The 14,653-nt window shown below is 60.0% G+C and carries 13 protein-coding genes and 1 tRNA gene; 5 read left to right on the forward strand and 9 right to left on the reverse strand.

The features are described 5' to 3' along the window. Positions 1-2: 2 nt before the first annotated feature. Both ACN9MW_RS23485 and ACN9MW_RS23490 read right to left on the reverse strand, forming a co-directional pair. Positions 3-299 (reverse strand): Txe/YoeB family addiction module toxin, encoded by a 297-nt coding sequence (locus ACN9MW_RS23485; protein WP_426163243.1) that lies wholly within the window; start codon positions 297-299, stop codon positions 3-5. Continuing rightward, a complete protein-coding gene (locus ACN9MW_RS23490) occupies positions 277-549 on the reverse strand; it encodes a type II toxin-antitoxin system Phd/YefM family antitoxin (protein WP_426163245.1) in 273 nt (90 codons plus the stop codon). Before ACN9MW_RS23490 ends, ACN9MW_RS23485 begins: the two co-directional genes overlap by 23 nt. A 148-nt stretch (positions 550-697) precedes the next feature. Here ACN9MW_RS23490 and ACN9MW_RS23495 point away from each other — a divergent pair, with 148 nt between their 5' ends. Further along, the gene (locus tag ACN9MW_RS23495; protein ID WP_426163247.1) at positions 698-2,044 is read left to right on the forward strand and encodes a PAAR domain-containing protein; all 1,347 of its coding nucleotides are present in this window, start codon (positions 698-700) and stop codon (positions 2,042-2,044) included. After that, the gene (locus ACN9MW_RS23500) at positions 2,041-2,265 is read left to right on the forward strand and encodes a hypothetical protein (protein WP_426163250.1); all 225 of its coding nucleotides are present in this window, start codon (positions 2,041-2,043) and stop codon (positions 2,263-2,265) included. Before ACN9MW_RS23495 ends, ACN9MW_RS23500 begins: the two co-directional genes overlap by 4 nt. 77 nt (positions 2,266-2,342) lie before the next feature. On the opposite strand, the gene ACN9MW_RS23505 is transcribed toward ACN9MW_RS23500, so the two are convergent. Further along, positions 2,343-2,804, reverse strand: coding sequence for a RidA family protein (locus ACN9MW_RS23505; protein WP_426163252.1), 462 nt, complete (start codon positions 2,802-2,804; stop codon positions 2,343-2,345). 245 nt (positions 2,805-3,049) lie between these two features. After that, positions 3,050-3,126 (reverse strand) — tRNA-Pro (locus ACN9MW_RS23510). Between the two features lie 64 nt (positions 3,127-3,190). Here ACN9MW_RS23510 and ACN9MW_RS23515 point away from each other — a divergent pair. Beyond that, on the forward strand, positions 3,191-4,027 hold the full coding sequence (locus ACN9MW_RS23515) for an SIR2 family NAD-dependent protein deacylase (RefSeq protein ID WP_426163254.1): 837 nt from the start codon (positions 3,191-3,193) through the stop codon (positions 4,025-4,027). A 63-nt stretch (positions 4,028-4,090) separates the two neighbouring features. Here ACN9MW_RS23515 and ACN9MW_RS23520 read toward each other — a convergent pair whose 3' ends face one another. Beyond that, positions 4,091-4,798 carry a fumarylacetoacetate hydrolase family protein gene (locus tag ACN9MW_RS23520; protein WP_426163256.1) on the reverse strand — a complete coding sequence of 236 codons (708 nt, stop codon included), beginning with the start codon at positions 4,796-4,798 and terminating at the stop codon, positions 4,091-4,093. A gap of 11 nt (positions 4,799-4,809) precedes the next feature. Continuing rightward, positions 4,810-5,415 carry a TetR/AcrR family transcriptional regulator gene (locus ACN9MW_RS23525; RefSeq protein ID WP_426163258.1) on the reverse strand — a complete coding sequence of 202 codons (606 nt, stop codon included), beginning with the start codon at positions 5,413-5,415 and terminating at the stop codon, positions 4,810-4,812. Between the two features lie 93 nt (positions 5,416-5,508). Here ACN9MW_RS23525 and ACN9MW_RS23530 point away from each other — a divergent pair, with 93 nt between their 5' ends. After that, a complete protein-coding gene (locus tag ACN9MW_RS23530; protein ID WP_426163260.1) occupies positions 5,509-6,006 on the forward strand; it encodes a GNAT family N-acetyltransferase in 498 nt (165 codons plus the stop codon). A gap of 7 nt (positions 6,007-6,013) precedes the next feature. Here ACN9MW_RS23530 and ACN9MW_RS23535 read toward each other — a convergent pair whose 3' ends face one another. From ACN9MW_RS23535 to ACN9MW_RS23545, 3 genes are read right to left on the reverse strand one after another with little or no spacing between them, the layout of a single operon-like run. Beyond that, positions 6,014-7,399 carry an efflux transporter outer membrane subunit gene (locus ACN9MW_RS23535; RefSeq protein WP_426163262.1) on the reverse strand — a complete coding sequence of 462 codons (1,386 nt, stop codon included), beginning with the start codon at positions 7,397-7,399 and terminating at the stop codon, positions 6,014-6,016. A gap of 1 nt (position 7,400) precedes the next feature. Then, a complete protein-coding gene (locus tag ACN9MW_RS23540) occupies positions 7,401-10,532 on the reverse strand; it encodes an efflux RND transporter permease subunit (protein WP_426163264.1) in 3,132 nt (1,043 codons plus the stop codon). A 15-nt stretch (positions 10,533-10,547) separates the two neighbouring features. Then, positions 10,548-11,750, reverse strand: a complete 1,203-nt coding sequence (locus tag ACN9MW_RS23545) for an efflux RND transporter periplasmic adaptor subunit (RefSeq protein ID WP_426172278.1) — start codon at positions 11,748-11,750, stop codon at positions 10,548-10,550. 167 nt (positions 11,751-11,917) lie between these two features. Between ACN9MW_RS23545 and ACN9MW_RS23550 the strand changes: the two genes are divergently transcribed. Continuing rightward, positions 11,918-14,650, forward strand: a complete 2,733-nt coding sequence (locus ACN9MW_RS23550) for a type VI secretion system Vgr family protein (protein ID WP_426163266.1) — start codon at positions 11,918-11,920, stop codon at positions 14,648-14,650. Positions 14,651-14,653 lie beyond the last annotated feature (3 nt).

A 14,653-nucleotide genomic window follows, 5' to 3' on the forward strand; every position in this document is an offset into this window, starting at 1 on the left:
GCCTAGTAATGGTAACGGCACGCGACAATGTACACACTGGTGCCTTCGACTGCATATACCAGACGGTGTTCACGGTCAATTCGGCGCGACCATAATCCCGTCAGGTTCCCCTTCAGCGGTTCGGGCTTGCCAATTCCCTCGAATGGGTCAGAAATGCAGGCATCAATAAGAGTGTTGATCTTTACCGCCAGCTTAGGGTTCTCCTGTTGCCAGTGGAGGTAGTCATCCCAGGCGTGTTCGGTAAATGCGACTGCGGATTTCTTGGCTTGATCTTTGTTACTTGCCTTTTTGTCCTTCATTCCGGATAAGCTCCCGTTTTCGCACCTTACCGGACTTCAACTGTTCGAATGATTCCAATAACCGGCTGGCGTTCTTCGGAGACCGAAGGAGGTACAGCGTCTCCTCGATGCTATTAAAGTCCGCCAAAGACAGCATCACGACCGGCTCACCGTTTTGACGGGTGATAACCGTTGGGCTGTGGTCATTGCATACATCATCCATCACAGCTTTCAGCCCGGCTCGCGCTTCGCTAAAAGTTAAGATGTTCATGCCATTTCACCCTTCTCGCTCGACGGCTCTTAAGCGTCAAGCCTCTCCTGGTAAATAAAAATCTCGATTTCCGGCAACCTGCCGGCCCGAAAACATTGTACTTAAATCGGTACAACAAGTATACGTTGTACCGATGTCCGTACCATATTTGAGCCTCATCCCAACTGTGCGGCACTCGCAATATTTTTTTGATAATGTTGCCGGCTTTTCACAGCTTACGTTGGATATGGCACAAGCCGCTCGTTTGTACGATCCCATTGGGCACAGTCCCACAATGAGCTGGCTGCTGACAGGCTTGCTGGCAGGTGCTGCAATTGCCGTGGCAGCAGTCGCCATCGTCGGCACCGGCGGTTTAGCTGCTGCCGCCGTTGTGGGCGGAATGGCCGCCGCAGGCGCTGGCGTGGGCGAGATGATGAGCACAATGAGCTGGGCGCCCAAAGAAGTGGTCGGCAAAATCATGCGCGCAGGCTCCGCCAATGTTTTCACCAACCGGCGACCAGCCGCCCGCGCCCACCTTGACTACGCCAAGTGCGAAAAACACACCGATAACGAAGTCATTGCCACCGGCAGCGGAACGGTTTTCATCAACGGCATGCCCGCCGCGCGGGAGTCCGACAAAACCAGCTGCAGTGCCGAAATCACCGAGGGTTCGAAGAACGTCAATATCGGCGGCGAGACGGTGCAGACCGACGAAATGCATGCAGAAGACCTGGTGCCGACCTGGGTGCACGTCGGGCTGTTCGTCGTTGGCGCGGGGGCTGCGGTGGTATTGGGCGGGCCATTGCTGGCAGCTGGCGGCCTGGTTGGCGGACTTGCCGGCGGTTTTGGCGGCGGTTGGCTGGGCGGGAAAATCTTCGGCGAAGGCTCGGACGGTCAAAAGTGGTCGATGCTGGCCGGCAGCGTGTTGGGTGGAATCTTCGGTGCCAAAGGCGCTACCTGGGCTGGTGGCAAATTTACTTCGCCAAAAGCGCCGCCGAGCTCCGAACTTCTTAACCAGGCGGGCGGCAAGACCAGCGGCGGCAAGTTCCCCAAGAGCGAAGGTCTCGGCACCCACACCACCATGGCAGAATTGAAGGCGACCGGCCACCTGCCTGGCGAACACGGAGTAATCGTCACGGATAAAACCATTCGTTTTGGCGACGTGTACGAACTCGGTACGCTGGGCGGCCGCAAAGTTGAATTTGCGCTGGTGAGCGAACGCATAAACGGCAAACTTGTGAAGACCCTCTATAGCGGCGATGCGTGGAGCAGCCCGGTGCCAAAGAATGGACGTTTGATCGGCCACGTGCACCCTAACGAGATCAGCACGCAAAAGTGGCCGTCGCCGGCGGACATGGACATGATCAACGGCCGCTATTTTAAAGAGCTCCAGGTCAATCCCGATGCCCGCCCCGTCCCGACCAGGATATTCTGGGGGCCGGGCGATGCGGACAATACGGTGTACTATCCGGGCTTCTATAAAGACCCTGTTCCTAAAGTTGGAAACAAGCGATGAATGAAATGGAATTGAATGAGCGAGTAACGGAATTTCTCTTTGGTCGCGGCCAGACGCTCGATAGCTACTACATCGAGGTGACGCCCTATTCCGAGATGCTGTGCTACGTGAACGAAGAAGGCCGCGAGTTCGACTTGCCGATCAATGACGAGGAGCTGGCGCAAGCGGTCTTGCTGCGGCTACGAGAAATGGGCGTACGCATCGCCAAATACGGACCGTGACGCGAACCGTCCGGCCACGCCGCAGCTGCCAGGCAGGGATTTCGGCAACAGAGACGCGACCGATTGAATTGCGTTGCTTACTCGTCGGCGCCATCTGGCAGAACGGCACGGAAAGTTATCTCAATTAGTTGCGGTGGAAACGCAAGGCGGCTGACGCCAATGAGATTGCTCGCGCATTGCGGAAGATCGATGCCATACATCTCTTTCCGCACCTTTCCCGCCACTGCGAACGCAGCATCTACATCCAGAACATAGAGCGTCTCTTCAACAACATTGTCCAGCGTAGCGCCGAATTCAGCCAACAGGGCGATTGCGTTCAAGTAGGTCTGCCGCATCTGTTGCTCCATACCTGAGAAATCGGTCGGCCTTCCGCTGGAATCAAGCGTTGCGGGTGCAACCAGAACGCCCTGGCTGTCATGACCGAGTTGGCCGGACACATATATCACGTCCTTTACTTTGACGGCCTGGCTGTAGCCGTAGATGCCTTCCCAGGCAACGCCGTGATTGGCGAATGTTTTCTTGAGGGTTTTACTCATCATGCTCCCATGGTTTCGTTTCGGTTTCGAATGCCCGGAGGTTATTTGCACGAGCAATCGGGCCAATTTTCACAAAACGAACCTGTTTCCGCATCCCTAAAAAGAGTTACGGGATGTCGCGCTCCGCTAGCGCGTGAGAGTCAGCTACGATGCCAAAAAGGGGGCGAGGCCAAAGTTGAAGGGCCGTAAGGACATCGCGGATACGAAAAAGGCCAACCGCGATGGTTGGCCTAAGTCATTGATTCTGTTGGTCGGGGCGAGAAGATTCGAACTTCCGACCCCCTGCACCCCATGCAGGTACGCTACCAGGCTGCGCTACGCCCCGACTCGAGCCACGGATTATATCAGAGCAATTTGTGGTTTTGTCAAAGTTACCTCAAACTATACGAATGACGATCGAAAGACAGCTGGCTGCGCGAGCGGCCGAACTCATTGCGCAAGCCGATGGACTGGTCATTGCTGCCGGCGCCGGTATTGGCGTGGACTCGGGTTTGCCGGATTTTCGTGGCAATGAGGGATTCTGGAAGGCCTACCCTGCCCTGGGTCTGGCGCGAATGGAATTTACCAGCGTGGCGTCGCCGCGCACTTTCCGTGACGACCCGGCCTTGGCCTGGGGCTTTTACGGCCATCGCCTGAAGCTTTATCGTGAGACGGCGCCGCATGAAGGGTTCGCGCTGCTGAAGGCTTGGGGTGAGGCGATGGAACATGGCAGCTTTGTCTTCACCAGCAATGTGGATGGCCAGTTCCAGAAGGCCGGGTTTGATCCGCGCACCATTTATGAGTGCCATGGGTCGATCCATCATTTGCAATGCCTGGAGCCTTGCTGCAGCGAGATCTGGCCGGCGGACGATTTCGTGCCGGATGTGGATGCCGATGCCTGCCGGCTGCGCAATGAGGCGCCTCGCTGCCCGGATTGCGGCGGGTTGGCGCGGCCGAATATCCTGATGTTTGGCGATTGGGGCTGGGTCGAGCGGCGTAGCGGGATGCAGGCGGCGCGGCTGGAGGCTTGGTTGGAGAAGGTGCGGCGGCCCTTGGTCATTGAGTTGGGGGCGGGAACGGCGATCCCTTCGGTGCGGCATTTTGGCCATGGCGTGGTGCAGCGTGGCGGGCGGATGGTGCGGATCAATCCGCGCGAGTTTGCGGTGAGTGGCGCGGCGGATGTGGGGATCGCGGCGGGGGCGTTGGAGGGGTTGCGGGCGATTGGCCGCGAAATTCAAAACCGGTAAACCGGGGTCAGACGGGACGGCCATCCGGCGAGGGTCTGACCCCGACTGCTCAGGTTTCTCGGCTTAGATGAACTTTACTGACAGGCTGGAGAGGCCTTCGATGCTGCCTGTCAGCGATTGGCCGCGTGTGACGGCGCCGACGCCTTCCGGGGTGCCGGTGAAAATCAGGTCGCCGGGTTCGAGGCGGAATAGCGTGGAGAGGTTGGCGATGGTTTCAGGTACCGACCAGATCATGTGGTCGGTGCTGCTGGACTGCTTGACCGTGCCGTCAAGCGCCAGCGCGATGGCGGCGCTTTCGACGCCCGCCACATCGGTTGCGCGGCGCAATTCGCCCACTGGCGCGGAATAGTCGAAGGCTTTGCCTATCTCCCACGGACGGCCGGCATCTTTCATTTTTCCTTGCAGGTCGCGGCGCGTCATGTCCAGGCCGACGGCGTAGCCGAAAATGTGCTTTGGCGCGTCGGCTACGGAGATATCGCTGCCGCCGGCGCCGATGGCCACCACCAGTTCGCACTCGTAGTGGTAATTGCTGGTTTGCGGAGGGTATGACAATTCGACTACCGTGCCCGGCGCCACAGGCACCACGGCCGCAGCATCACCGGGTTTGCAGAAGAAGAACGGCGGTTCGCGGTCCGGGTCTGAGCCCATTTCGCGCGCGTGGCCGGCGTAATTGCGGCCCACGCAGTAGACGCGGCGTACCGGGAAGCGCTCGTCGGAACCGGCGATATGAAGCGCCGCAACCTGGTGCGGCGGGAATACGTAATTGGCCATTGCTTGAATCCTCAGGTGAAAAGGAGCGCGCGCAAGGCGACGCGGAACGATACTACCAGCTCGGGGACCGGCAACTCGGGATAATTCAGCACGCGTAGCTGCAAGCCTTGGTACAGGCAGATCACGGCCTGCATGCGGCCTTCGACGGTGGCGTCATCGGCAGCCAGGCCATGCTTTGCGCGGCCGGCTTTGAGCATGGCCAGGAAGCGCTCGCACATGCGGCGGTCCGCCCCCTGGCTCAACGCGGCGATGGCGGGGTTGCGCGCACTTTCGGCGGCGATTTCCAGCGGCAGCGCCCAGTAGTCGGGGTCGAGGTTGTCGCGAATGCTCTGGTCGACGTCGTCGATGATCGCTTGCAGCGGGTCGGGCTGGCTGCCGATGTCGCTGATGATGCCCATCACGCGCGTTTCGTTTTCTTCAACGAAGGCGGCAATGATGGCGTCCTTGCTGGCGAAATAGTTATAGATATGGCCGGCGCTCATGCCGGCCGCTTTGGAAATCTCGGACATGCTCGCGCCGTGGAATCCGCTGCGGCGGAAACAGGTGGCGGCGGCGTCCAGTACCTGGCGGCGGCGGTTGGCGGCGCGCTCTGGGTCAATGTGGCGTTTTTCAGTCATAAGGCGTAACAATGGCCAAGGGAATGAACTTTGTCAAATTACAACGTGCTATGATGGAAAGGCAGTTACTTCATTCTTAAAGGAAAGAGTGATATGCCTTCCCGTACCTCTCGCTCGATTGAGATGCGGCCCGCCGAAGCGGGCGACCTGGCCTTCATGCAGCAGCTTTATTCCAGCACGCGCAGCGCTGAAGTTCGGATGGGGGCCTGTGACCTTGCCACCGAAACCCTGCTGCAAGGCTTGCAGTTCAAGGCGCAGCAAACCTGGTATGAAACCCAATACCCCAATGCCGACCTGGCCTTGATCATGGATCGCGAACGCCCGATCGGGCGCCTGTACGTCGATTACGGCCCGGACGAATTGCGCATCCTCGATATTTGCCTGCTGCCCGAATACCGCAACCGCGGCATCGGGCTTGGATTGCTGCGCAGCCTGCAGGCCCAGGGCGAGCGCCTGCGCCTGCCGGTGCGGCTCAACCTGGTGCTTGGCAGCCCGGCGCAGCGCCTGCTGCTGCGCTGCGGTTTCGACATACTGGCGGCGGACGGCAACTACAACATCATGGAGTGGATGCCGCCGGCCGGTATCGACTAGGCGCTGATCAGGCCCAGCCTCCAAGCACCTTGTACAGGGTGACCTGGTTGGTTGCTTTGGCCAGGCGCACGCTGATCAGGCTTTGCTGCGCGGCGTACAAGGCACGCTGCGACACCAGGGCATTCAGGTAAGACTCCGCTCCTTTCTGGTAGCGCGCTTCATGGATGCTGTAGCTGCGGCTTGCCGCTTCGGTCAGCGCTGCCTGCGATTCCACCCGCTCGTCCAGCGTGCCGCGCTGAGCCAGCGCGTCGGCTACTTCACGGAAGGCCGACTGGATGGCCTTTTCATAGCGCGCCACGGCGATGCCGTTGTCCGCCTTGGCGATATCCAACCTTGCCTTGTTAGCGCCGCTGTCAAAGAGTGGCAGCGTCAGTTGCGGCAGGAAGGTCCAGGCTCCGGTACCCGCCTTGAACAAATTACCCAGGCTGCTGCTTGCGCTGCCTGCCGTCCCGGTCAGCGTAATGCTCGGGAAGAAGGCTGCACGCGCCACGCCGATATTGGCGTTGGCTGCCTTCAGCGAGGCTTCCGCTTCCAGCACGTCCGGACGTTGCAGCAGCACGGAGGACGGCACGCCTTCAGGTAGTTCGGCCAGCGTGGTCACCGAAGTCGGCAAAGCTTGCGGAAGCAGGCTTGCCGGCACTTGGGTACCGACCAGCAGGGCCAGCGCGTTCTCGCCGGCCGCTACCTGGGCGGTATACAGGGCCATGTCGTTGCGCGCGGCTTCGACACTGGTTTGTGCTTCGTACATGTCGAGACCCGAAGTGGCGCCGGATTCGAAACGGCGTTTGCTCAGCTCATAAGTAATCTGCTGGCTTTTCAGCGTGTCCTGCGCCAGCAGCAGGCGCTCCTTGTCGGCAGCCAGGCCAAGCCAGGTGGTGGCCACTTCGGCCACCAGGCTAAGGCGCTGGGCGCGCTGTGCTTCCTGCGTGCCGAGGTAGGCCTGCAGGCCAGCTTCCGACGTGTTGCGCAGCTTGCCGAACAGGTCCAGCTCGTAGGCTGGAATTGCCAGGCCGCCGGTGTATTGGCGGTTGATGTCGCCGCCCGGCGCACGGGAGGCGCTCTGGCCTACCTGCGCATTCACCTTGGGCAGTTGAGCGGAACGGTCGATGCCGTACTGCGCCCTCGCCTTCTCGATGTTCAGCGCCGACACGCGCAGGTCGCGGTTGTTCTTCAGCGCCAGCTCAACGACTTCGCGCAGTTGCTGGTCGCCGATGAAGTCCTGCCAGGCGATTTCGCTGGCTGGCTTGGCATCGGCCGCTGTCTTTGCAGGCTTGTAGGCCTCGCCCTGCGGCCAGGCCGCAGCTACCGGCGAGTCCGGGCGTTGGTAAGTCGGCGCCAGGCTGCAGCCGGCCAGCAGGGCTGCCGCTGCGAGGGTCAGAATGGTCTTGTTCATATCAGTTCGCCTCCAAAGCGAGGGTGGCCGGTGCGGCGGAAGCCTTGCGGCTTACCCATGCGCGCACCACCACGAAGAACACCGGCACGAAGAAGATGCCGAGGAAAGTAGCCGTCAGCATGCCGCCCAGCACGCCCACACCGATCGCGTTCTGGCTGCCGGAACCGGCGCCGCTCGAAATGGCCAGCGGCAGCACGCCAAGGCCGAAGGCGATGGACGTCATCAGGATCGGACGCAGGCGCAGCTTGACTGCCTGCAGCGTGGCTTCACGCAGTTCGATGCCCTTTTCCTGCAGTTCCTTGGCAAATTCCACGATCAGGATCGCGTTCTTCGCCGACAGGCCGACCACGGTCAGCAAGCCGACCTGGAAGTACACGTCGTTCGACAGGTGGAAGCCCCAGGTCGCCAGCACGGTACCGATCACGCCCAGCGGCACCACCAGCAGCACCGAGAACGGCACCGACCAGCTTTCATACAGCGCGGCCAGGCACAGGAATACGATCAGCACGGAGATGGTGTACAGCACCGTGGTCTGCGAGCCGGAATCGCGTTCTTCGACCGACAGGCCGGTCCACTCGAAGCCGATACCGGCCGGCAGCTGCGCCACCAGCTTTTCCATTTCAGCCATCGCCACGCCGGAGCTGACGCCTGGCGCCGGCATGCCCTGCACGTTCATCGACGAGACGCCGTTATAACGTTCCAGTCGCGGCGAAGCGTAAATCCAGCGGCCGGTGGCGAAGGCGGAGAACGGCACCATCTCGCCTTGCGCATTGCGCACAAACCACTTGTTCAGGTCTTCCGGCGCCATGCGCGATTCCGGCGAGCCTTGCAGGTAGACGCGCTTGACGCGGCCACGGTCGACGAAGTCGTTCACGTACGACGAACCCCAGCCTACACTCAGCACCTTGTTCACGTCGGCCACGGTCAGGCCCAGCGCGGTAGCTTTCTGCTGGTCGATATCGAGCTTGAATTGCGGCGTATCTTCCTGGCCGTTCGGACGCACCGCCATCAGCAGCGGGTTCTTGGCGGCCATGCCGAGCAGCTGGTTACGCGCAGCCATCAATGCTTCGTGTCCAAGGCCCCCTTGGTCCTGCAGTTGCAGGTCGAAGCCGCTGGCATTACCCAGTTCCATCACGGCTGGCGGAGCAAAGGCAAACACCATGGCTTCGCGGATTTGCGAGAAGGCGCCCATGGCACGGCCAGCCACAGCTTTTACGCTCAGGTCCGGGCTCTTGCGCTCGGACCAGTCTTTCAGCCGCACGAAGGCCAGGCCGGCGTTCTGGCCGTTACCGGCAAACGAGAAGCCTGCCACGGTGAACACGGATGCCACGGAGGCCTTTTCATCCTCCATGAAATGGTGCTCCAGCTTTTCCAGCACTTTCAGGGTGCGTTGCTGGGTGGCGCCGGTTGGCAGCTGCACCATCGAGAACAGGATGCCCTGGTCTTCTTCCGGCAGGAAGGAAGTCGGCAAGCGCATGAACGATACCGCCAGCACGGCCAGCAACGCACCATACACCACCAGCGAACGACCGCTGCGGTTGATCATCTTGCCGACCCAGCCCTGGTACTTGGTGCTGCTGCGGTCGAAACTGCGGTTGAACCAGCCGAAGAAGCCCTTTTCCGACACGTGTGCGCCAGGTTTCAAGAAGGTCGCGCACAGCGCAGGCGTGAACACCATGGCCACCAGCACCGAAAGCACCATCGCGGAAACGATGGTCACCGAGAACTGGCGATAAATTACGCCGGTCGAACCGCCGAAGAAGGCCATCGGCACGAACACGGCGGACAGCACCATGGCAATACCTACCAGCGCGCCGGAGATCTGGCCCATCGATTTCCTGGTCGCCTCTTTAGGCGACAGGCCCTCCTCCGTCATCACGCGCTCGACGTTCTCCACCACCACGATCGCGTCGTCCACCAGCAGGCCGATGGCCAGCACCATGGCGAACATGGTCAGCGTGTTGATCGAATACCCCAGCGAGAACAGCACGGCGAAGGTACCCAGCAGCACGACCGGAACGGCCAGCGTAGGAATCAGGGTGGCGCGGAAATTCTGCAGGAACAGGTACATCACGATGAACACCAGGATCACCGCTTCCACCAAGGTCTTGACCACTTCTTCGATGGACAGCTTGACGAAAGGCGTGGTGTCGAATGCCACCACGGCCTTCATCCCTTGCGGGAACTGCTTGCCCATTACTTCGATCTTCTTCTTCACCAGATCGGCGGTGTCCAGCGCGTTGGCGCCGGTCGCCAGCTTGATCGCCACGCCCACCGCAGGTGCGCCGTTGTAGCGCGCCACGGTGTTGTAGTTTTCGTTGCCCAGCTCAATGCGAGCCACGTCGCGCAGGTGCACGGTGGCGCCGCTGGCCGTGGTCTTTAACAGGATGGCGCCGAATTGTTCCGGCGTTTGCAAACGGCTCTGGGCCGTCACCGTGGCGTTCAACTGCTGGTCCGGCACGGCTGGCGCGCCGCCCAGTTCACCGGCGGACACTTCCGCGTTTTGCGCCTGAATGGCCGCGCTCACGTCAGCAGGCGTGAGCTGGAAGCCCTGCAGCTTTTGCGGGTCCAGCCAGATGCGCATCGCGTACTGGGAGCCGAACAGTGTCACATCGCCCACGCCCTGCACTCGGCTCAGGGGATCGATCACGTTGGCAGCCACGTAGTCGCCCAGATCGGAATTCTTCATTTTGCCGTCTTCGGAAATGAAGCCGAGCACCATCATGAAGTTGCGGGTTGCTTTCGACACCACCAGGCCTTGCTGGGTAACAGCGCTAGGCAGCAGCGGCGTAGCCAGCTGCAGCTTGTTCTGTACCTGCACCTGGGCGATGTCCGGGTTGGTGCCGCTGTTGAAGGTCAGCGTGATATTGATGCCGCCGGTCGAATCGCTGTTCGACGACATGTAGCGCAAGCCGTCGATACCCTTCATCTTCTGTTCGATGACCTGGGTCACGGCATCTTCGACCGTCTTGGCCGATGCGCCCGGATAGGAACCGGTGATCGAGATCGATGGCGGCGCAATGCTTGGATACTGCGCAATGGGCAGGCCCTTGATCGCCATCACACCCGCCAGCATCACAACGATGGCGAGCACCCAGGCGAAAATGGGCCGGTCGATAAAGAAACGAGACATGATGAAAACCTCCGCTTAGCGCACCGCGACAGCAGGCTTGTCGGCAGCCGCAGTCGTGGCGGTACCGGAGGTGTTCTTTGCCACCACGGCGCTCGTCGCATGCGCCTCGCCACCAGGCTTCACTTTCTGCAGGCCTTCGACGATGACGCGATCGCCGGCAACCAGGCCGGATTTCACCAGCCATTTATCGCCGATGGTGCCGCCGGTTTGCAGCACGCGCTGTTCAACCTTGCCTTCCTTGTTCAGTACCAAGGCCGTAGCTTCGCCTTTCGGGTTGCGGGTCACGCCCATTTGCGGCACGGCGATGGCTTGCTCGCTGACGCCCGTTTCCAGCACGGCACGCACGAACATGCCAGGCAGCAGGTCATGCTTCGGATTAGGGAACAATGCGCGCAGGGTCACGTTGCCGGTGCCCGGATCAACACTGACGTCGGAAAACTGCAGCTTGCCCGGCAGCGCGTACTTGCTGCCATCTGCAAGCAGCAGCGTCACCGCCGCCTGGCCGTCGCCTTTCTTGAGCGAGCCGCTATCCATTTCGCGCTTCAGGCGCAGCAGTTCCTCACTGGACTGAGTCACGTCAACATAGATCGGGTCCAATTGCTGCACGGTGGTCAGCGCAGTAGCCTGGCCGGCAGTTACCAGCGCCCCCGGCGTCACATTAGAGCGGCTGATGCGGCCGGAGATCGGCGATGCCACCTTGGTGTAATCCACGTTGATGCGGGCCGAATCGACGGCGGCTTGTGCCGCCTCCACTTCGGCCTTGGCCTGTTCGTGGGCGGCGACGGCATCGTCGTAATCCTGGCGGCTCACGCCTTCGATTGCCACCAGCTCCTTATAACGGGCGACTTTCGGCGTGGCGGCAGCCAGGTTGGCTTTGGCCTTGGCCAGGTTGGCCTTGGCGGAATTGAAGGCAGCTTCATAGGTTGCGGCATCGATCTGGTAAAGCTGGACGCCGGCCTTGACGTCGGCGCCTTCAGTGAACAGGCGCTTCTGGATCAGGCCACCCACCTGTGGACGCACCTCAGCGACTTGGTAGGCAGCGGTGCGGCCCGGCAGCTCGGTGCTCATGGCCAGCGCTTGCGGGGCCACGGTGAAGACCGCGACTTCCGGCGCCTGCTGGGCGCCCCCTTGGGCTGGACCGGCCTGTTTGCCGCCGCAGCCGGCGACCATTGCGGCTACTGCGGCAGCAGCACCCAGCAGCATGAAATTCTTTTGCATGTTTTTCATCTTTTTTCCCGAAAGACTTAGAATGAACGATCATTCTAACACAAATCAAAAAATTGACCAGCGGGTCAGTAATTAGCACTTTGCCGAAGATCAATGTCGACATCTTTTACGCGTGCAAACATGAGCTACCGCATTGACCAAGCCATGGGAGCAAAAAAGTGGACAACGCCCTGCTCAGCTTCTTCCGGCAAGACAAAGACCTGCTTTCAGACGATCGCCCCCTTCGCCTACGCCTGGCCCACAGCACGCAGATGCTGGAAGATGTCCTGCTGCCGCAATGCATAGACGGCAGCGAGTCTATTTGCGGGGGCCTTGAATTCCGCATCTTCTGCGTCTCCCTCGATGCCTATATCCCGTTGAAAGAACTGATCGCTCTACCCGTGGCGGTAGACATCGTCACCGATCGTGGAGACTTGCGCAGCATTTGCGGCATCGTCACGGAAGCGCGCGCCGGAGACAGCGACGGCGGACTGGCCAGCTATCAGATTGTGCTGCGCGATGCGTTATCCATCATGGAAAAACGCACCAACACCCGCGTGTTCCGCAACAAGAACGAAGTGGAAATCGTGCAGCACATTCTCGACGAATGGATCCATACCAATCCAATCATAGGCACCTGCTTCAGGTATGAACTGGACGAAATTCTCGCGAATGCCAATTACCCGCAGCGTGAATTCACCATGCAATACAACGAGTCGGATGCCGCGTTCATACGGCGCATGCTCAAGCGGCGCGGTGTGGCATGGTTCTTCCGTCCGGACCAAGGAAACCATCCGTCCCATACGATGGTGTTATTCAATGACTCTAACGGCCTCCAGCCGAATAGCGCCGGCGTCGTTCGCTATCACCGCGATGCCGCAACCGAAGATCGCGACACGATCACGTCTTGGTGCGCAAGCCGCACCCTGCAACCATCCAAAGTCACGCGCTACAGTTGGGACTATAAGCAGCCTGGTAATGCGGATTATCAGACGGCCACAGCCGACAGCAACATGAAGCATGGGGAGACAGCGTACGAATTGTCCGCTACGCTGGACGACTATCAGGTGCTGTCACCGCATGCGGGTAGCGATTACGACGACCTCTGCCAGCTAGGCCAGTTGGCAATCGACCGCCACGATTATGAATCCAAATGCTTCCGCGGTGCAGGCAGCGTCCGCGACCTTTGCGCGGGCGAATACTTTGCCTTGGAAGGGCATCCTGAGATAGATGCGCACTCCGGTCCTGATTGCGAATTTGTGATTACGTCCTTACATCTCGCAATTTCGAACAACCTGTCGCAAGGGTTGACAGAGCGGATGCAACGCCTGCTTTCTCGCAACCAGTGGATGCAACGCGTAAATTGCCAAGACCCTGGCGACGAACAGTCCAACACTCACATCAGGGTCAGTTTCGACGCAGTCCGGCGCGGCATCCCTATCGTTCCGTCGTACGACGCGCGTACTGAACTCCCCAACATACCAATTCAGAGCGCCGTTGTCGTCGGGCGAGACGGCGAAGAGGTCCATTGCGATGAACTGGGCCGGGTAAAGGTACGGTTCCGCACAACGAGAACTGCTGATCATCAGCATGCACAAGGTGCAGGTGCTGCGGAGACCGATATGGACTCCGCCTGGGTACGCGTCGCCAGCAGTTGGGCTGGCAACGGGCCAGGTTCTCAACTCCAATGCGGCTATCTAGGGCTTCCCAGGGTTGGCACCGAAGTACTGGTCGCTTTCATTGGCGCTGATCCGGATAAGCCGGTCATAGTTGGGCAGCTGTTCAATCAACGGGGGCTGCCGCCCGCCATGAGTCGCGCAGACGGCCTGCCGACAAATCGATACATGTCTGGCATCCGCAGCCGCGAGATTTTCGGAAGCAGGGGGAGCCAGCTTCGTTTCGATGACACCGCAAATGAAATCAGCGCGCAACTGGCAAGCGACCATGGCGGCAGCCAATTGAATCTGGGCTTCCTTACGTCCGACAGGGCTGGCGGGTCTGGTGACCCGCGTGGCGAAGGCGCTGAACTAAGGAGCGAACAGGCTATTTCCATCCGGGGCGAAGCGGGGGTTTTGATTGCCGCCAATTGCTTCACTGGTCCCAAAAAAGAACTCCTGGACAGAGAGCGTCTTCAAGGAATAGCCATCCTTGCCAAGAACGTTTCGTCTCACCTTACATTGGTTGCTGACGCACATTCTGAAGATCACGGCGATAACGCCTCGCTCAATGCCTTAACCGACAAGCTGGAGAGTTGGAAAGCGAACGGAGGCGCGCCGCTGGTGGCGATATCCGGTGCAGAGGGAATCATCGCCGGCAGCTCGGAAGCAATAGCACTCGCTGCTCAAACCGACCTGTTTGCCAACAGCGTCGGAAACACCAACATTGGTGCTGGTGGAAGCCTCTTTGCCAGGGCCGCCAAGGGGATCAATGTGCTGGCATGCAAACTCGGAATGAAGCTGATCGCAGCAAGCGGCGACATAAAAATCGAATCGCACGATGGCAGCATCGTGATCGCATCTTCCAAGGCCATCAAGCTGGTCGCAAATGATGGAATTGAATTGCACTCTCCGAAGATCAAGATGGTCGCTCAGGGAACCCAGATCGATTGCGATGGCGGGAAGATTATCCAGCAAAGTACCGGCGCGCATACGATCAAGTCCTCGAAATTCGAACACCTCAACGGCGGCGATGGAAGTCCCGAGAGCATGCAGGTCCCCTCTGCCGAGTCCGAGCACGACCAGCAAGTTGTGATTACCGACCTCCGATCTGCCCGCCCACTCGCGGAAAGGCGGTACCGAATCGAGCTCGAAGACGGCAAGGTAATTGAAGGAAGGACTGACGCTAGTGGGTTAACGGAACGGTTCTCCACGAAGACCGCGTTCGCGAAGTACTCGATCGAACTTCTCGACTAGGTG

This window comes from Pseudoduganella sp. R-34 (assembly GCF_049904655.1).
In the GTDB taxonomy this organism is placed as follows: Bacteria; Pseudomonadota; Gammaproteobacteria; order Burkholderiales; family Burkholderiaceae_D; genus Rugamonas.